The organism is Acinetobacter sp. GXMZU3951, from assembly GCF_054457875.1.
In genome coordinates, this window is sequence record NZ_JBTLFO010000001.1 from 390,846 (window position 1) to 409,534 (window position 18,689).

Annotated in this window: 19 protein-coding genes and 1 other RNA gene; 5 read left to right on the forward strand and 15 right to left on the reverse strand. The window is 40.5% G+C overall.

The features are described 5' to 3' along the window. Window positions 1-183: 183 nt before the first annotated feature. The 4 genes from ACX17N_RS01805 to ACX17N_RS01820 all read right to left on the reverse strand — a co-directional run bounded on the left by ACX17N_RS01805 (window position 184) and on the right by ACX17N_RS01820 (window position 3,741). A complete protein-coding gene (locus tag ACX17N_RS01805) occupies window positions 184-732 on the reverse strand; it encodes a macro domain-containing protein (RefSeq protein WP_458890869.1) in 549 nt (182 codons plus the stop codon). A 14-nt stretch (window positions 733-746) separates the two neighbouring features. Beyond that, window positions 747-1,433: a hypothetical protein gene (locus ACX17N_RS01810; RefSeq protein ID WP_458890871.1), complete on the reverse strand. Its 687-nt coding sequence runs from the start codon at window positions 1,431-1,433 to the stop codon at window positions 747-749. Between the two features lie 280 nt (window positions 1,434-1,713). Then, entirely contained in the window at window positions 1,714-3,036 is a 1,323-nt protein-coding gene (locus ACX17N_RS01815; protein WP_458890872.1) for an aminopeptidase P N-terminal domain-containing protein, read from the reverse strand. 75 nt (window positions 3,037-3,111) lie between these two features. Continuing rightward, the gene (locus tag ACX17N_RS01820) at window positions 3,112-3,741 is read right to left on the reverse strand and encodes a UPF0149 family protein (RefSeq protein ID WP_458890873.1); all 630 of its coding nucleotides are present in this window, start codon (window positions 3,739-3,741) and stop codon (window positions 3,112-3,114) included. Window positions 3,742-3,805: 64 nt separating this feature from the next. Between ACX17N_RS01820 and ACX17N_RS01825 the strand changes: the two genes are divergently transcribed. From ACX17N_RS01825 to ssrS, 3 genes are all read left to right on the forward strand, one after another. Beyond that, window positions 3,806-4,363: a hypothetical protein gene (locus ACX17N_RS01825; protein ID WP_458890874.1), complete on the forward strand. Its 558-nt coding sequence runs from the start codon at window positions 3,806-3,808 to the stop codon at window positions 4,361-4,363. Next, window positions 4,360-4,644: a cell division protein ZapA gene (locus ACX17N_RS01830; protein ID WP_458890875.1), complete on the forward strand. Its 285-nt coding sequence runs from the start codon at window positions 4,360-4,362 to the stop codon at window positions 4,642-4,644. Before ACX17N_RS01825 ends, ACX17N_RS01830 begins: the two co-directional genes overlap by 4 nt. Before the next feature lie 100 nt (window positions 4,645-4,744). After that, window positions 4,745-4,929, forward strand: a non-coding RNA gene (gene ssrS, locus ACX17N_RS01835) — 6S RNA. Between the two features lie 208 nt (window positions 4,930-5,137). Here ssrS and ACX17N_RS01840 read toward each other — a convergent pair. Together ACX17N_RS01840 and ACX17N_RS01845 are read right to left on the reverse strand one after the other, a co-directional pair. Beyond that, window positions 5,138-5,734: a GNAT family N-acetyltransferase gene (locus ACX17N_RS01840; protein WP_458890876.1), complete on the reverse strand. Its 597-nt coding sequence runs from the start codon at window positions 5,732-5,734 to the stop codon at window positions 5,138-5,140. 21 nt (window positions 5,735-5,755) lie between these two features. After that, complete coding sequence (locus tag ACX17N_RS01845; protein ID WP_458890877.1) at window positions 5,756-6,406, reverse strand: FMN-binding negative transcriptional regulator; 651 nt, start codon at window positions 6,404-6,406, stop codon at window positions 5,756-5,758. Between the two features lie 115 nt (window positions 6,407-6,521). Here ACX17N_RS01845 and pdxR point away from each other — a divergent pair, with 115 nt between their 5' ends. Next, the gene (gene pdxR, locus ACX17N_RS01850) at window positions 6,522-8,024 is read left to right on the forward strand and encodes a MocR-like pyridoxine biosynthesis transcription factor PdxR (RefSeq protein ID WP_458890878.1); all 1,503 of its coding nucleotides are present in this window, start codon (window positions 6,522-6,524) and stop codon (window positions 8,022-8,024) included. A 255-nt stretch (window positions 8,025-8,279) separates the two neighbouring features. Here the strand turns inward: pdxR and ACX17N_RS01855 are convergent, their stop codons facing one another. From ACX17N_RS01855 to ACX17N_RS01895, 9 genes are all read right to left on the reverse strand, one after another. Next, window positions 8,280-10,298 (reverse strand): hypothetical protein, encoded by a 2,019-nt coding sequence (locus ACX17N_RS01855; RefSeq protein ID WP_458890879.1) that lies wholly within the window; start codon window positions 10,296-10,298, stop codon window positions 8,280-8,282. A gap of 13 nt (window positions 10,299-10,311) precedes the next feature. Next, the gene (locus tag ACX17N_RS01860; protein ID WP_458890880.1) at window positions 10,312-10,968 is read right to left on the reverse strand and encodes a hypothetical protein; all 657 of its coding nucleotides are present in this window, start codon (window positions 10,966-10,968) and stop codon (window positions 10,312-10,314) included. Beyond that, entirely contained in the window at window positions 10,965-11,390 is a 426-nt protein-coding gene (locus ACX17N_RS01865; RefSeq protein WP_458890881.1) for a type IV pilus modification PilV family protein, read from the reverse strand. The genes ACX17N_RS01860 and ACX17N_RS01865 overlap by 4 nt, the downstream gene beginning before the upstream one ends. Continuing rightward, a complete protein-coding gene (locus ACX17N_RS01870) occupies window positions 11,368-11,856 on the reverse strand; it encodes a pilus assembly FimT family protein (protein WP_458890882.1) in 489 nt (162 codons plus the stop codon). Before ACX17N_RS01870 ends, ACX17N_RS01865 begins: the two co-directional genes overlap by 23 nt. After that, the gene (locus ACX17N_RS01875; RefSeq protein WP_458890883.1) at window positions 11,850-12,308 is read right to left on the reverse strand and encodes a type IV pilin protein; all 459 of its coding nucleotides are present in this window, start codon (window positions 12,306-12,308) and stop codon (window positions 11,850-11,852) included. Before ACX17N_RS01875 ends, ACX17N_RS01870 begins: the two co-directional genes overlap by 7 nt. A gap of 590 nt (window positions 12,309-12,898) precedes the next feature. Beyond that, a complete protein-coding gene (locus ACX17N_RS01880) occupies window positions 12,899-14,329 on the reverse strand; it encodes an amidohydrolase family protein (RefSeq protein ID WP_458890884.1) in 1,431 nt (476 codons plus the stop codon). After that, entirely contained in the window at window positions 14,330-15,124 is a 795-nt protein-coding gene (locus ACX17N_RS01885) for an ABC transporter permease (RefSeq protein WP_458890885.1), read from the reverse strand. It lies immediately after the preceding gene. Next, on the reverse strand, window positions 15,117-15,938 hold the full coding sequence (locus tag ACX17N_RS01890; RefSeq protein WP_458890886.1) for an ABC transporter ATP-binding protein: 822 nt from the start codon (window positions 15,936-15,938) through the stop codon (window positions 15,117-15,119). The genes ACX17N_RS01885 and ACX17N_RS01890 overlap by 8 nt, the downstream gene beginning before the upstream one ends. 50 nt (window positions 15,939-15,988) lie before the next feature. Next, window positions 15,989-16,969 carry an ABC transporter substrate-binding protein gene (locus tag ACX17N_RS01895; RefSeq protein ID WP_458890887.1) on the reverse strand — a complete coding sequence of 327 codons (981 nt, stop codon included), beginning with the start codon at window positions 16,967-16,969 and terminating at the stop codon, window positions 15,989-15,991. Between the two features lie 662 nt (window positions 16,970-17,631). Here ACX17N_RS01895 and ACX17N_RS01900 point away from each other — a divergent pair. Continuing rightward, window positions 17,632-18,645, forward strand: a complete 1,014-nt coding sequence (locus ACX17N_RS01900) for an isopenicillin N synthase family dioxygenase (RefSeq protein ID WP_458890888.1) — start codon at window positions 17,632-17,634, stop codon at window positions 18,643-18,645. Window positions 18,646-18,689: the final 44 nt, after the last annotated feature.

Below are 18,689 nucleotides of genomic sequence, written 5' to 3' on the forward strand. Positions count from 1 at the left end.
GGAAAAGTTTAAATTTGAATATTTTTTGAGCATTTTTATTGACTGAAAGTGACAAATCTGTTCAATAACAAGCCGATTTGTTTCAAAATCGGCTTTTTGGGGTTTGTGTTAAATTTCTAAGTATTTAATATTTATATACAAGCTTGCTTCGTATAACGGCCATTATGTTAATTTTAGAAATACTTAAATTAAAATTTCAATTTTAGGATCTTCTACCTGCTTTAGGATTTGTTTATAAATTTCAAGATTAAGCTCATCCTTACAAACAAAAAATACGTGTTCAATTTCGGAATAGTAAGGTAATTCAGAAAGAACAGTCCCTATCGCAATTTCTGCTGCCATTTTCCTCGGAAAAGAATATACGCCTGTAGCAATATTAGGGAATGAAACGGTTTTAGCTTTAATTTCTTCAGCTCGTTTTAAAGCATTGCTATATGTATCACAAAGTAGTTGTGGTTCTCCTTTTTCACCGTTTAGCCATCTTGGTCCGACTGCATGAATTAGATACTTTGCTGGTAAAGCTCCAGCAATCGTTATTTCTGCATTTCCAGTTCGACAACCACCTTTAGTCTTATTTAATTTGATACAAGCTTCTTTCAATAAAGGACCTGCTTTTTTGTGAATGATGTAATCTAAACCACCTCCACCTAACAAAGATTTATTTGCAGAATTAACAAGAGCATCAACAGAAATTTCTGTGATATCACCATGAATTAAAGTAACTTTTTTCATTTGACTATCTTGGTCTACAAAATATTTTTTTCTTTTTTAAATCTCGTAATAATTGGTTCTAACTCAGTTTTACAAAATTCAATATACTCGTTTGTTAGACCATGACTTCCAGAGGGGTGGGGTAAACCAACCACAATACATTTCTCAAAACTATTAATATAGGCTAACGGTTTTCCTTCATACCCTTTCATTCTCACCGCCCTAATACCTTCGATTTCTTCTCCCATAATTGGAGTAAATCTATCCAATGCTTTTTGAGAACGAAGAATTTTGGTTAATAATTGATTTCCCATAAATAAAATAATTTTAGGTCTCAATTTATCAAGATGGTTAATAAAGTTATCAAGATTTTCATCTTTTAAATAATGATGTACATCTCTACTTTCACTATTTGATCCCAAAGCCCAATTTGTTTGAATAATACATTTATCAAAGTCATTCCCTAAACCATCTTCATTTAGAGGATGCCCCCAAATACAAAACCATGTTCTGATTTTTTTGTCATATTTAACCCATGTTTTGGCTACTTCTCCATAACGCAATGATTTATTCGAAAAAGTACAATCTTTTGACATATCAGGTTCATGAATAGAGGTGTCATCTTTATTAGCTTCTTCTCCCCATTCATAACCACAAATCATCACCCCTTCTTTATCGTTAAACCCTTCAAATAATGCATTCCCTAAATTCAATTCATTCATTTTTTTCTCCTAGCAAGATTATTAAAATACCACAAAAAGCTAAAACAATATTATTTATTTATATTTATCAATGCTTTAAATAAATAAAATTATATAAACGGCTTTAGGAAAGCTCACCGGACCAATTTTTACAAAAATTTTCATTTAACATAATGGCCGTTATACGAAATGCCTGTAATTCAGGCATTTCCAGTATTCATTTAACATAAAATCTCTTCTACCAAATGTAAATATAAAAAAGCCGATCAAACGATCGGCTTTTTTATTATCTAAATCACACTTACTGAGCCATCAAGGCTTCAATATCTTCAACCGATTTCACCACATTTTTGGTTAAAACCAGTGGACCATTGACAGTTGCAACCACATCATCTTCAATACGAATACCAATACCACGCCATTTTGCATCCACTGTTTCATCATCAGGTGCAATATAAAGCCCCGGCTCAATGGTCACCACCATACCAGCGTCATATGGACGCCAATCCCCTGCTTGCTTATAGGCACCAACATCATGCACATCCATCCCTAACCAATGTCCTGTGCCATGCATATAGAACTGACGGTATGCTTCGGTTTGAATAATCTGTTCAAGATCACCCTGCATAATGCCAAGAGACAACAAACCTTCCACCAAAATACGCACTGCAACATTGTGCGGCTCTTTATAAGAGTTGCCAATTTGCACCGCATCAATTGCGGCAAGCTGGGCGTTCAACACAATCTCATAAAGCGCTTTTTGCTCAGGGCTAAACTTACCGTTTACAGGGAAAGTACGGGTAATATCAGATGCATACAGCTCATATTCACAGGCTGCATCAATCAATACCAAATCACCGTCTTTTAATACTTGGTTATTTTCGACATAGTGCAAAATGCAGGCATTCGCCCCACCACCCACAATACTGTTATAGGCTGGTACACAACCATTTTGTCCGAACACATAATTCAATTCGGCTTCCAATGCATATTCCATCATGCCAACGCGCACTGCTTTCATGGCACGAGTATGTGCTTCTGCACTAATGTTTGATGCAATCTGCATCAATTCAATTTCTTGTTCGGTTTTAAATAAGCGAATTTCATCTAAAAGACGATCTAACTGAATCACTTGTGCAGGTGATTCATTGCCACGGCGTTGCTGCGCATCTGCCTGCTGAATCCACTTACTCACTCGCACATCAAACTCTGAGCTATGCCCAATACGGTAAAATAGTTTTTGTTTGTTCAGTAATTTTTCAATGATTTCTTCATCTAACAAATCAATGGCATAAGCTTCATCGGCTTCATAATCATCAATGGCGCCATCAATTCCAGCACGATAACCATTCCAGATTTCCATCTCACGGTTACGTTCACGACAGAACAAGCTATAGGTATAGCCTTCATCTAACGATTCATAGGTTTCAATCACAGCAACCGCTTCTGGTTCGGCAAAACCCGTCAAATAGAAAAAACTGCTGTCCGCTCGAAATTTATAGTCAGCATCACGGTTACGTATCGCCACGGGGCTTGTTGCAATAATCGCGATGCTATGTGGTCCCAATTCCTCTGCGAGGCGGTCACGACGTTCCTTAAAATCTACTTGAGTCAGTTTTTTCATTAAATGTTCTTCAGTTTTGTTGAATACAGAATAGGGTTGCTGTGCTTGTGATCTTAAAGCAAAAAATCGACCAAATTAGCTTGGTCGATGTGGGGTGAACATTTCTACAACATTGTTTTCAGCGCTAGTTTTATGCTTCTGCATTTTGGCCTGAAAGTTTTGTAATAATGAACTTTCATCTACAGCTACTTTTGTACGACCTAAAGCCAAGCTCACAGGAATCAGGCGGACAAACTCATACAGCTCTTGATAGCTGTCTTCGCCTTCTTCGTCATTATCCGATTCTTCGAACTCAACGGCTGCAACATCTTGTAAATGTTCAATCAGCTCCATTTCATCCTGACGAATATGGCCAGATGCTAAACCAAAGCCCAGTACGACGCCTGCACACCAGTCTGCCAAGGCTTGTACCCGATCTGCCAATACGTGTTCATCATCTGGAAGTAAAGGTAAGTAGTCCAGCTCATCTTCCGACAAGGCATGTGATACATCTTCGGCCTCATCTGTGAGTACAGTCAAAGCTAAATCGCTCAATTCTGGGACATTCAGCGTGGATAAAATTTGTTGCCACTCTTCACGCGTTGGTGATTGAGTCACACAAACAATACCTGTGAGTAACCCATGTAACTCACTTGGGCTTGAAATCTCTTCAATTTGGGAAAAATGTTGGTGCCATTCTGACCAACCTGAAATATCGTCTTGCATTCGTTAATCCAATCTCTATACTTCTTATATATTACCTTTGTTTGCAACACTGTGCGACTACGTTATGTTAGAAGAATTACAGCGTCTACAGGCGCATATTGGCGTTTTAAAAACCCGACTCGCGCATTATGAAACTGAAAATAATGCACTGACCGAAGCCAGCGCAACTGCAGCTGAGCAGCATCATGCCCAAGTTCTGCATAAAAATGGCATCATTACCAAAAAACAAGAAGAAATTGATACCTTATCTGAACAATTAACTGAATTACAGTCTCAGTTTAAACAGCTGAATACCGATGCCACAGCTTTGGCAGACCGTTACAGCCGTTTGGAAAAAAGCTGTACCGATTTAAAGAATCGTTTTCAGGATATTCTGAGTGAGCGGAATGAATTACGTGTCATTAAAGAAAAAATGCAGAATGAACAACGTCATGCGCAGCAAGAAATTCAGGGTTTGCAGCAAGAACGTGAAAGATTGTTACAAAAAAATGAGTTAGCACGCGCTAAAGTCGAAACCATCATTCAACGTTTATCTATTTTGGGTACGGAACAAGATCAGCATGCTCAAGAAATTCAGCAACTGGCGCATCCAACGGAAGTCACTGAGGACATGCAATCATGAGTGAACAAATTCCTGTAGAACTACGTGTTTTGGGGCATAGCTTTCGTTTAGCCACCACTGAAGATAAAAAACCCGATTTAGAACGTGCTGCACAATTGCTGAATGACAAATATGATGAGTTTCGTCGTCAGGCTCCACGTGTTGAACCAAGCAAGCTGATTATTATGGTCGCACTGGAGTTAATGCAAGAAGTCCTCGCCATGAATAAGTCCTTACAAGAATATGCCCATTGTGAGCGTTTATTAAGCACAATTCTTGATGAAGTGAAGACACTTACCTAGTTTCACGTTTGATTGCATAATCTCTCGACAAACAGCACCAAACTTTACAGTTCTTCGCCCAGTATGATTTGCCTGTATTTCATTATCCGTTATACTAGGCTTAACTCTGAGATGCTCGCCAGCGGGTCTATTCCCCTGCCGATACTTAAACTTATGGATTGCGTTCTGTATATTTAGAGTGTATGCCCACCTTCGAGTGGGAAACCCAGCAAGTATACGTCGCGTCCACCTTGAACTCATCGGGTTCAGGGTAACGACACATGCAGCGGCATCATCGGAGTGCTTTAGTTTATTGATTAATATAATAAAAATTTAATTTCCGTACCTTTCATTTTCCAAGCTATACAAACTTTCACTACTGAACTTATGCATACTGTTGCAGCATTCATACTTGAATGATTGGCTACAAAATTCAATATTCAAATTTCTGTCATGCTGCTGCAACAAGCAGGTAAATAAGTGCAAAAACCATCATCATTTTTTAGTAGGCAGCTTATGCTAAATGCTGATCTTGCTTAAATGCTAGATTCTGTCGCACAGCAGGCCACTCATTTTTTAAAATGCTGTACACATAGGTATCTCTTAAAATATCCCCTTTAACAATTTGATGGCTTCTTAATATGCCATCCAATTTTGCCCCTAAGCGTTCAATCGCAGCTCGGCTTTTAAAATTAAATGATGATGTTCGAAACTCAACCGCAATACAGTTCATGACCTCAAAGGCATGCGTGAGCAGTAATTTCTTCGATTCCGTGTTGACTGCACTTTGTTGTACTGACTGTCGATACCAAGTTGAGCCAATTTCTAGCCGACGATGAGCCGCGTCAATATTCATAAAACTGGTCATGCCCAATACTTTCGCACTATGACGGTCAAACACAGTAAAAGGCAACATCAGACCTTGCTGCTGTAAATCTAAACGTCTTTGAATTTCGGCCAACATCTGCTCTGGTATTGGAATAGAGGTGTACCATAGTTTCCATAACTCCCCATCTTGTACGGCCTCACTCAATGCTTGATGATGTGAAAGATCCAATGGTTGTAGAATGACATTGTGCCCCACCAAAGTTACTGACTCGATCCATTGCATACGATGCTCCTCAACCTATCTTTATTGTATGGATTGTGTTGTTTTTGACGCAGCAACCTGATGCATGGCATCGGCAATGGCATGCTGCCCCGTTGCTGTTAGGGCATTGGCAACCCCCAGAACATCTCGGTACTCTTTGTTCTGGCCTAGTTTTGCTTTGCCTTGTAATTGAGTAATTTCAATTTCGATCCCAACAATCGCTTTCAGCATCGGTTCTAAATAATCTTTCGGTGCATCGGACATCTTCCATGGCTCAGCTTGGGTCGCTTCATGGGTGCGAGTTAAACGTGCCACTACCCCTCGGACATATTTCTCATCATCCCGAATTTTCACAGTGCCATAGGCATGTACCGCCCTATAGTTCCATGTAGGCACTTGTTGATGATGTTCATGCTTACTCGGATACCACTGTGGGGAAATATAAGCATCGCCTGCACGAAAGACGATAAGAACCTCATCACCATCTTTAATGTCTTGCCAAATCGGGTTATTTCTGGACACATGGTTATGTAAAGTCCCCAATTCAGATTGTTCGGTCATTAATTCAAATGGCAGATGATTGGCATCTAAACCGCTTTTGCCATGGCTAAACAAGACTCCCAAGGCATGCTGCTGAATCAGTTCATGCATGATTTCTATTTCAGTAATTTTAAAATCTTCGGGGATGTACATGCTCTAACCTCATTTCAGTAGGATTTAAATCAAAGTGACTTGATGGTTGTAAATTTCTCCTATTCACTGGATTATTGAAAGAACCAGTTTATTTTAATTTGAGTAGACCAGAATTATGGCGAGAATCGCAAAAGTGGTCGACCTTCCTGCGTTGGTGAAACTAAATAAAGCAGATGGACAGGTCAGATCACAGCTCATTCAAATTTTGAGGGATGCTGTACAACAAGGTGATTTACACGCTGGCGATTCTTTACCGTCTTCTCGTGACTTGGCTCAAACCTTGGGTTTAGCCCGAGGCACCATTATTGAAGCCTATGATCAACTGATTGCAGAAGGGGTGTTTGAAGCTCGAGCACGTCAGGGAACTTTTGTCTCTCATGCCCTATTTAGCTCCAAAATAAAAAAGCAAAGTGAAGACGCTTTGCATAAAGCGGATGCCAATCCGCTTACTTCTGCCGCTCAAGCGTATGCCAATATACTGAAAGAATTTAAACCTTTACCGCATCGTCCATTTGCCATTTCTGTTCCCACTGGACGTACCCAACCGAATGATGTTTGGCGCAAATTTGGCAATCGTTTTCGCGCTCGCGGGGTCGCTGCACCTTCAGGTTATGACGATCCACAAGGGGTCTATACGCTACGTTCAGCGATTGCCGATTATGTCAGACGCTCGCGTTCGGTACAGTGTGAGCCTGAGCAAATTGTCATTACCAATGGTATTCAGCAAGCCCTGTATATTTGCAGCCAGATTTTATTTGAAACTCAGGATCGTGTTTGGGTAGAAGATCCCGCCTATCGTGGCACAACTGCCATTCTTGAGAACTCCTTACATCAGCTAAAAATTGTACGTGTTCCCGTCGATGAAGAAGGGCTTCAAATAGACACAGGGATTCGACTGGCTAAGCATGCGCGCGCAGCCTTTATTACCCCTTCGCATCAATATCCGCTCGGTATGCCCATGAGTTTAGCAAGAAGAACGGCGCTGATCACTTGGGCAACACAGCAACAGGCTTGGATTATTGAGGATGATTATGACAGTGAACTACGTTATACAGGGCAGCCTTTTCCTGCGCTGCAAGGGATGGCACCTGATCAGGTCATTTATTTAGGCACATTTAGCAAGGTCCTTTTCCCCTCACTAAGACTGGGTTATGCGGTATTACCCAAAATATGGGTAGCCGCTTTTTGTGGACTGCGCGCACTGATTGACCGACACACACCCTCTGCTGATCAACATGTTTTGGCGGCATTTATTCAGGAAGGTTATTTAGAACGGCATATTCGGCGCATCCGCAATGTCTATGCTGAGAATCGACAACAGATCATCCGTCTGATTGAGCAGTATATTCCCAAACAACATGCGTTTATTGAAGCAGGCGATCAGGGCATGCACATGGTGTTATGGTTAACCGAAACCTTCGATGACCTGAAAATTGCGCAAATCGCACTTGAAGCGGGTGTTTCCGTCAAAGCGGTATCCCCAACGTTTTCAAAACCAGCTAAACGATCGGGGCTGATTCTTGGGCTGGGGGACTTTGATACCCTTGAGATTGAACATGCCATCAAAATCTTAGCCAAGATTATTCAACAGCAGGCAGAGCTTGGTATGAGTCAGTAAATCCCCAAATTCATGATTTTTTTATAAAACTTTGTCTCTGCAATAATCGAAATATGCTATGAAAAATCGAATCCATCTTTAATATTAGTGCGATGATCTGCAATCATTTATTTAAAAATTAACTCTTTGGAATACCACTGAGGAGTTGTTAGACAAAACTCCTCAGCTAGCGAATTTATATCCTTTAAAAGGAAAAAAGCCAAATGTCTGGAGAACTAATTGGCTTGCGGAAAACAACTTATAATTCACTTGTGATCATAGATATCTGGCCCACTTAATTTTAGCCCGATCACTTACAGTGGCTTCACCACTATCCTCCTCATCATCACCGCCCGGCAAAATAATTGTAGTGTCATCCGAAGTTGTCCCATCAAAGTCAATATCAGTTGAACCGCCTAAGGCAGAATTACTGGAACTGCCATGTGCTGCTGCTAAAATTGAGCCTTTAATACTGGTTGAACCACTCGTAATAATCTTATTTCCAGCAATAATATTTCCTTCCACCGAAGCTGAACCATTAAATGTAATATCCCCACCTGCATAAGTACTTTCACAGAGCTCCAATGATGAAGAATTCGAGCAAGAACCTGCTAATAGACCGATATTTGCAATACTGGCTGGAATTAATGATGAAGAAGAGCTACACAAATTACTCGGCGTATTAAACGTTGCACTATTACAGGTTATGCTTGCGCTGGCATAATTGGGTGCAATTAATTCGACATTACCGTTTCCATAGTGAATACTTTGGGTACTTATAATCGTGTTGACATAGTATCCATGTGAAACATCAACTGATCCTTTAAATAAAAGTACACCTGGTGCAAGTGATGGCTCTTTACTCTGCGTATCTTTTAAAGTCCATTTGCCATTTTCGTATTTGATTATTTCAGGGCCATTATCAACACGACGCCCCAAATTCGCGACAATATTAGATGTACAGAAATTATTTGAATCGACAGTTTTACACAAATATCCCCATGAAGTCTGGTAGTTTTGTGTCCGCTTACCAATTCGGTATTCACCTTCAGGTACACTATTTACATTGCGCACATAAACGATAATTTGATTGCTACTATTAACACTAAAGATATAGTTCGCTTGTTCTTCAAATACAAGTGCGTTGACGATTGGTTTACTGGACAGGGTTACAGTGACTAATGCTCCTTGTGGAGAAGCCACTTTAGTCCCTGCCGGTATGGTCTGCATTTTGGCTGGAATATCTGGACAGTTTGAGAATGAAACTGCTTTTAATAAGGTAAAATCTTTCCAATTTTTCTGGACACAAGTTAAAACATCACCACTGGTGGCATAGTCTAAATTTCTGCCATTACTTGAATGGTTTATTTTTGCATTAGCCAAAGCCTTTTGCATCGAAGCATTTGTGATATTTATATTTACGCCAGCGATTGCTGAATTAATTGAAGAGTTTCCTCCTGCAAAAATAGAGGCTTTGGTATCAATACTATTGAATGCACCACTACTATCAATTTTAACATCCTGATCTGCGTAAATATTTCCTGCCGCCCATGAACCATTAGTGGTCACGGTGCCTTTAGCAGAAATTAAATTCACTGAGCCACTGCCCGATAAATTGACATTGCCATTGGTATAGATATTTTCCAATCCCTGAATGCCTGCTCCAGAAATATTGACATTACCAATCACATTCAAGGTTTTAATGCCTTTAATTGAATTCGCAGTGAAATTTCCTGCAACATTAATTACTGCACGATCATTATCACCGTTCGATAACTGGATTCCACCTCTAGCATCCAAATCTCCATAAAAGTTCATTGCTGCTGGGAAATTAGAAGATCCATTCGAATTATTATCATCTGGCGTTGAAGCAGAATCTAAGGAAACCTCATACACAATCTGAATGGTTGATGAGGCCTCAGAGCGATCACTAATATTTTGAATATTGGCTAAAACTTCATATTTTTCAGGGTTTGTACTGGTTTGAGTACTCACAATGGAGTTTACTTTCAACTGTCTTCCATCTTGAATGTTTAATGTTAAATCCTGTCCATTCAAGGCATTAACCCCTGCTGCGTCTAGGGTATTTAAATATTTCCTAAAAATTTCAACACCGGTCCAGGCTCCAGACTGCGCATTGGTTAAAGCATGACTAGAAACCAGACTTTTTTGAGACGTATTTAAATAATATGCTGTACCTAAAGCAGATCCAGCTATAGCCAGTCCAATTAACAAGACCATAAGAATGGTTGCAAAACCACGCTGAGATGTAGGTAAACCTCTATTGTTTGACATTTTATTTACCCTATTACAAAGATATATTGACAATACAAACAGGAATTTGGGCTGTACCTAGACCTGCAAGATGCTGCGTACTGGTTTGAGCTAGAATAGTGATTAATGGATGTTGAGTGCTTGCATCAACTTTTCCTGCGCCATAGGGAGTACATGCGGATGTGGTTTGAGTAAAAGTAATTTGTGCAGGATTGGATTGATCTACCGAAAAATCTTCGAGATTTGCTAACGTGCTTTGTACTTTCCAAATAAACGTCCCCAAACCAGCTGTAGCATCACAATCCGCACCACTGGTATCTTTAAAGCCTTGGGCTAAAACCAATTGTCTATTTTTATTATCAGCAGTACTCATATCAAACAATCCTTGACAGACTGTCTTAGAGCCCTCTTTATAGCGCCACAATAAAGCAGAATACGTTTTTGTATTTATTAAAATATCTGATGTTAATAAGTGATTTGAACCCGTTAATCCGAAACCAGCATTTTGCAAAAACATTTGTGCTGTAGTTAATCCGCGTTGTAATTGAGTATCATGACTCGCTGCTATACGTGATTCAACACCGGTCTTCACCACCACACGATAAGCACTGAGTAAGGCGATAATACATAACATGGCTATTAACAAGCCGATCAATAAGCTAATTAAAGTTACCCCAGACTGATGTTTCATTTCAGTTCTTCTCCTACAGTCAGCTTACCGCCGAGTAAAGCATTATCGACTTCAAATTTAACTAACTGAGTTTCTGAGATGGTTTTGTTATAACTAGAATTACTTGCATTATTAACGGTTACGTCCATAGATTTACAGGTTACTGTTACATCTATGGCAGATGTTTCCTTAGGCAAAGTGATTGTTGGGTGTGATGTTCCGCTGCACCATTCCGCTTTTTCAGTCGAGGTCGCATTCTGTAGTTTTGCTCGTAATTCATTGATTACAATATATTGCACATTGGTTTGCTTCTGACTCACAAACATACGCCCCATACTATAAAGTGCACCTAAAATAACAAAACTAGATAGTGCAACTGCGATGAGTGCCTCCAATAAACCAACCCCGTGTTGGTTTGATTTAATTGAATGTAAGGCTTTCATTTAAGTTCCCATTACTTAGAGTAAGCGTTAAATTGGTTTTACAATTACCTGTGATCTCAGTCGAAACTTGCCCAAAATGATTAAAAGCAAAACATTTGAAGTTTGTTGCATCAACTTTCTTAATTTCTATGCTCTGACTGAGGGGATAACTAAATACAACTGTATTGCTACAACTTGCAGGCTGAGTTGCGCTCGCTTTATGAACTTCAAGTACTTTGGTATTGGCATCAAAGCATATTTGACTTGCTGAAGAGTCCGCTGTTTGTGCAAATTCATTTCGAATAGCTGTCGCTTTGGCTAATCCCATTGCGCTGTTTAAAGCCATAGAGGCTTTATCTAATTCTGTTTGTCTCGACCATTGACCAGTTAATGCTGTTCCACTGACCACTAAAATAGCCAAAATAGTAATGGTGATCATCAGTTCGATTAAGCTTAAACCAGCCTCTCTGATATTTCTGATTACCACGAGGTCTTTCCTTCACAACTTGTTGTGGCCGTTCTTGTATTTGTATTGGTAATTTTTAGAATACAACCATTCAACTTAGTTGTAGTTTTTGCAGTTGCGATTATTTCATAACCTTTGCCGTTATTTACTTTTGAACTAGAAAATTCAAAAATATCTTTTTTACTTGGTGACCATTGTGGAAATGCGGTTGAGGCAGTTAATGCACTGGTATCAGAATAATCAACACTTGGATAAGATAGATTACGCTGATAATAATTTTCAAAGACTAAACTTAATGCGACTAAATCGTTTTGAGCAGCCCGAAGCTGTGATTTCTTGATGTAACTTTGATACGAAGGTAGTGCAATTGCAGCTAAGATTGCTGCAATTACAACTGTTACCATTAGTTCAATCAAAGTGAACCCAGAAACATTATTTTTTACAGTTAGATATGATTTACTTTTTTTCTGCATTTTTAGTCAAAATAAATATAACATTTGGTGAAAACTATCACACTTATAATTTAATTTTCAATTATTAAAATAAATAAAAAATTAAAGTTTAATTTTCTATTTTAAAATTCATACAAAATACATTTTATTCTTTTTAAGAAAGCGACAAAAAAACTAACATACAGACATTATATGTCACAAAAAATACCAAGAAATCATTTTCATGAATTTGTAAAACTCTATTTGTGACTCTGTAGTAAATATTTAAAAATAGCAATAATATCAATAGATTAATAAAATTTAAACCTTTAAAAATCATATACCGACATAATAATTTTATATGTATAATAAAAAATATAGTGAGGGTGAGTATTTAATCGGGCGATTAACACCTCAACCAATAAATACATATATATGCATATTCAAATATAAAACCCATTAACAATTAGCACAAATTAAAACATCGCTTTACTAGCAGAATTTTATTCAATCTCTAAATTATTTTATATATCTTAAATACATTTAATATAATAAATAAACCTCAAACAAGCTTATGCCCTGATAAACTTATTTGAAGGTTTATTCTAAGTTATATATTCAACAGAATTACTTTAGGCAATTTTTAAGGTGCGTTGCTGTAGCAACTTCACTGCCTCTCTTGCCTGCCAAGCCAATTCTTGCATGTCGAGGTTAGGAATCTGATCATGTTGCATCACCATTTCCCCAGCAATAAACATGACTTTAATATGTGCGCGTCCACCACTGGCAATTGGACCAATCGCCATATCATGCAGCCCGAAATAACGCGGATCATCCAGTTGATACAACACAAAATCTGCTTGCTGTCCGACCTCAAGTGTTCCGACTTGATCTAAACCTAAGATTTTTGCACCGCCCGCAGATCCCCAACGTACAATATCTTCAATGGTGGCGGCATCGGCTCCACCCTCAAATTGCCCTCCTTGATATTGTGGTAGAGCCAACATGCCTTTACGTGCGCGTTGCATGAGCCATGCTGCATGGGTTTCGGACAACATATCTGCGGCTTCATTCGAGGCAGCACCATCCACCCCAATGGATATGGTCATGCCTGCCTGTTCTAAAGCAATTAAATCGGCAATGCCACTGCCCAATCGGGCATTACTTTGTGGACAATGCGCAATCCCAGTATGGGTTTGCCCTAGAATCTGAATCTCCTCGGGCAATAATTTCACCAGATGTGCAAACCAGACATCTGACCCCACCCAGTCATGTTCGGCACAGAACTGTACAGGGCTCATGCCAAACTTCTTTTGTGCCGCATCCAAATAATCGACTGTTTCTGATAAATGACTATGTAATCCAATGCCTAACTGACGCGCGAATTTGGCACTTTCGCGTAACTGGACTGGCGTGGTGGAATGCAGGCAGGTGGTCGGTGCCATGACAATTTTTCGCATGGCATGCGCATCCTTCTGATGATATTGCTGTACCAAACGCTCTACATCGATCATGTAATCTTCAAATTTCTCGGCACGTAAGGCTTGAGGTAATTCACTCTCTAAACCACGCGTTTGGGTTGCCCCTCCACGGCACAACACAAAGCGCATTCCCAGTTTTTCAACTTCATCAAATAAAATCGCAGCACCATCAAACGGCATATTGGGCCAATATAAATAATGATGGTCAGCCACTGTGGCACAACCCGAGCGTAATAACTCAATTAAGCCAATCCGAACTGCTATACGGAATGTCTCCTCATCAAAAGCCCCGCGAAAACGATACGGTGTACTGGCTAACCACGGTGTTAAACTTTGATTTAAGCCTTGCGGTTCACCTTTGAGTAATGACTGAAATAAATGATGATGCGTATTCACCCACGCGGGGTAAATCACACAGTCTTTTGCATCCATCAGGGTATCTTCGGGTAATGGACTCAAATCGCCAATTGCACTAATTTTTCCATTCTGTATACGAATATCTGCTGCTGTTGCACGCGCACTTTCTCCAGACAAGCCAGTTAAAATGGCATAGGCATTTTTGATTAAATATTGTGTTGTCATTTAGGCCTGCTCACTCTCATGCCATTTACTTAGAAATAATGTACTGAGCCAAGACATGGCCATAAACAGTGCCAGTCCGGTACAGGTAATCAGCAATAAGGCGGCAAACATTAGCGGTAAATCCAGCTGAAAACCTGCTTGTAAAATTTGATAGGCCAGTCCGGCACTGGTGCCCCCTGTGCCCGCCACAAATTCAGACACCACCGCACCAATCAGTGCCAAACCACATGAAATACGCAAACCTCCAAAGAAGTATGGCAAGGCATTCGGTACCCGCAAGCGCATCAGGATTTGCCAGCGACTGGCTTTATTGATTTGAAATAAATTGAGCAGGCCTTTATTGACACTGCGTAAACCCAGCGTGGTATTGGTTAAAATTGGAAAAATCGCGACCAGCATGGCACAGACCACTAAGGCCAAAGTGGTATTTTGAATCCAAATAATCACTAAGGGGGCAATCGCGACAATCGGGGTCACCTGAAATAAAATCGCATAAGGCATGAAGCAGGCTTCAATGACTCGGCTTTGTACAAACAGGAACGCCACCAATGTACCGATAATCACCGCACTGAAAAATGCCAATAAGGTGATTTTTAACGTGACCCATAAGCTGCCCAATAACAATCCAGACTGATTGACCATGGTCAGGGCAATATCACTCGGTTTTGGCACAATATAGACAGGCACATGAAGCTGCTGAAAACTCAGTTGCCAGGTCAAAAGTAACAGCAAACCTAAAATCACAGGAGCAGCAACTCGTTGAATAGCGGGATTTTTAATGAGTGGTTTAAGCATGGTCTGACCCTCCACTTGCTTGCGCTAAGATTTGAGATAATTGTGAACACTGTTGAATAAAGACTTCAGACGTTCGAAACGATTCATCTCGTGCTATTGGACCATCAATTGTAATATCCGCCACAATGCGACCTGGTCGTGCCCCCATCACAATCACGCGTGAAGACAAATACACGGCTTCATAAATACTGTGGGTCACAAACACCACCGTGAGGTCTCGCTCTGACCAAAGTGTACGAATATCACTATCTAATTTATGACGGGTAAACTCATCTAAGGCACCAAATGGCTCATCCATGAGTAACAAGTCTGGCTCCGTCACCAAAGCACGTGCTAATGAAGCACGCATTTGCATTCCGCCTGAAAGTTCACGTGGGTAGGCTTGGCTAAAATTTTCCAAACCGACAGCTTTTAGGGCATCATGGACTTTAGGATTTCCTTTTGATTTGGCAAGACCCTGCAAATCGAGCGGTAACCGCACATTATCTTCAATATTTGCCCAAGGCATTAAGGTTGCCTCTTGAAACACCATTGCCATTTTGCATTGCGACTGCATATCGCTTTTGCCATTCCAGCGCACCTGCCCTGTCGAAGGCTGTTCCAGATCGGCAAAAATTTTTAATAAGGTACTTTTGCCACAACCTGAAGGCCCCAATAAAGACACGAGTTCACCACGAGCAATATCAACATCTAGACGCTGTAAGGCCTGAGTACCATTGGCATAAGTTTTTTCTATCCCGCGTGCCATTAACATAGGTGCCACAAAACTGCTTGATTCTTCTATTAATTTATCTATGGGTAATGCAAAGTTCATGAGGTTTCCCCTTCAGGCAATCGCCTTATTTTCTTTACCGAATGGTTGTCTTATTTTTTGGCCGATGTGACAAATTGAGTGGTGTACGCCACTTTCCAATTGGTCTTACTATTCAGTAATCCTGCACCCACCATAAAATCCCGGGTGGCTTTCCAGCGTGCATCCGTCATGACACCAATCCCTTTGGTTTTTGCGTCACTACCATCAATTAGCTGTAACTTTTTCATTTGTGCGACAGCAAATGCGAGCAAATCATCCTGCATATTTGGGTTTTCTTTTTTTATGATAGCGTTGCCTAAGCGGGGATCCGCCAAATAGTTTTTCCAGCCCTCCATCGAGGCCTTAACAAAACGCTGTACCACTTCTGGTTTAGTTTGAATCACATCATTTCGTGTCACTAAAATGCCGCCATAAGCGGGATAGCCATTGTCGGCAAATAGGAAGAATTTACTGGATGGCTCGGCTTTTTTGGCTTGGAACACTTCTGAGGTGGCATACGCCTGTTGGGCAACATTTTTGCCCGCTAGAAAAGGCTGCATATTAAAAGTATAAGGACGCGCTTGAGCAGCATCTAACTTGTATTTGGCTTTTAACCAAGGCCACCAGCTGGCTTGTCCACTGGTCGAGACTAAAATGGTTTTGCCTTTCAAATCTGCCAAAGATTTGACATCGGCATGGGTCAGCATTCCTTGAGGATCAAACTGAAAAGGCGCAGCAATCGCTTTAATCGGGAAATTACTTTCAATGCCTTTCAGCACTTGTAAATCATAATTAATAATAATATCGGCGCGTTTTGATAACAGCAGCGTCATATTATTGACTTGCGGACCACCGACTTTAATTTCGACATCTAAGCCATACTTTTTATAGATTCCCTGTGCCAAAGCCTGATAATAGCCGCCTTGTTCTGCTTGGGCATACCATGTGGTTTGTAACACCAACTTGTCAGCTGCCTGTGTGAATGGACTCAGCAATACAGCACTTGCAAGAAATGCGAAACGACCTTTGCCTACACGATGATGAATTTTCATAACGATAACCCCTAAAATATGTATCAACTCATTTTTGCTATTCTTTTAGGGGAAAATGCTGAAATACATTTACTCTCAAAGCCAAGCCAAACTCGACTTTGTCCCCTAATGAGGAACAGCCAACGCTGTAGAGCAATGTCCCATGTGTTCAGTACACACTAACCGCTTATACTCAAGTTAGATTTAGCAAGCTCTATGCCAAAATAATTTTTTTTATGCTTTTCCACGATGTTTATTAAAAATACATTTCGCTAATTTGATTTTAGGCTGTGTAATTTTGCGGATTGCGATACTTGGCTTGATTAGCTGCAATCCACCATAAAAACTTTGCACTCATTTATTGCCAACCACGGTATAAAAATGCTCCATTGCTGTGCTACCGCCAGCAGCTCACTCATTTTACTAGTGTAAAGCCTGTTTTAAGTATCTCAATCAGCTGTTTCACTTAAACTCTAATTATCTGGTATAGAAAATGCTTATGTTTTGCAGTCAGAGTAGAAGCGTTCAGCAGTGTTGTCGAATTTGGTCATCGCTGTGGGTCATTGCTCAGAAATATGCTCATGTTCTTGTTCGCAAGAATGTGTGCCTTTTTTGAAACCGTGACCTATGCTCTTGCCTACAGCGAGTTTGGGTCACACTCATCCCAAAATTGAGGTGAAACGATGAACACAGCAAACCTGACCCGATTGGCTGAAAGCGATTACAGCTTAGATGAACTCAATAAAGAAGCGCGTATGGGAGCTTTCGGTCAGGAAACTTTTGAGCGTGAAGTTCGGATTATTGATTTGTCCGACTTTGAACAACGCAAATATGAAATTGCCGAACAGCTCTGGAGTGCAGCAACCGATATTGGTTTTTTCCAGGTCTGCAATCATGGCATTCCCGCAGAGCAAATCGATCAAGCCTTTGCCATGACGGAACAATTTTTCCAACTGCCTGAACAGGTCAAAGCTCAATATCCGTTAAACCGTAATGCAGGCTGGGAAAGTAAGGCGCAAGTTCGCCCCTCGACTCACACCCCCGACCAGAAAGAATCCTATCAAATTACCCGTCCACGCATGGCCGGACTGTATCCTTCCGAACAGGAATTACCCCAGTTCCAACAGACCATGCTCAATTTTGAGCAGGCATGTTGGCAGGTCGGCATGAAAATCTTGTCCTGCTTTGCCTATAAACTGGGCTTTGCCGATGACTTCTTTACCCATGCGCATAATCCTGAGCAAGCAAGCTATCAAAGCACTTTACGCATGCTGCATTACTATGCGGTCGACCCTGCTTTGAAAGAGCAACTGGGTTTATGGCGCGCAGGCGCACATACTGACTTTGACTGCCTGACTTTATTGTTCCAGCGTCATGGACAAGGCGGTTTACAGGTCTGTCCGGGTAAAGATATGGAACAGCAGCAATGGACCAGTATAGAACCACATAATGATGTGATCACCTGTAATATTGGCGATATGCTGATGCGCTGGAGCGATGACCAGCTACCCTCAAATTTCCACCGCGTTAAAAATCCTGAAGCGCATGAATATCAGGGGGCACGCTATAGCTTGGCTTTTTTCTGCCAAGCCAATGAAGATGTCGTCATTGAAAGTCCGGCGCATAAGTATCCTGCGATTACTGCGCGTGAATATTTAAAACAACGGATTAGTGCCAATTTTGAAGGGAAATACTAATCAATGACTCATAACAGACAGAGGTAGATTGCCTCTGTCTGTTA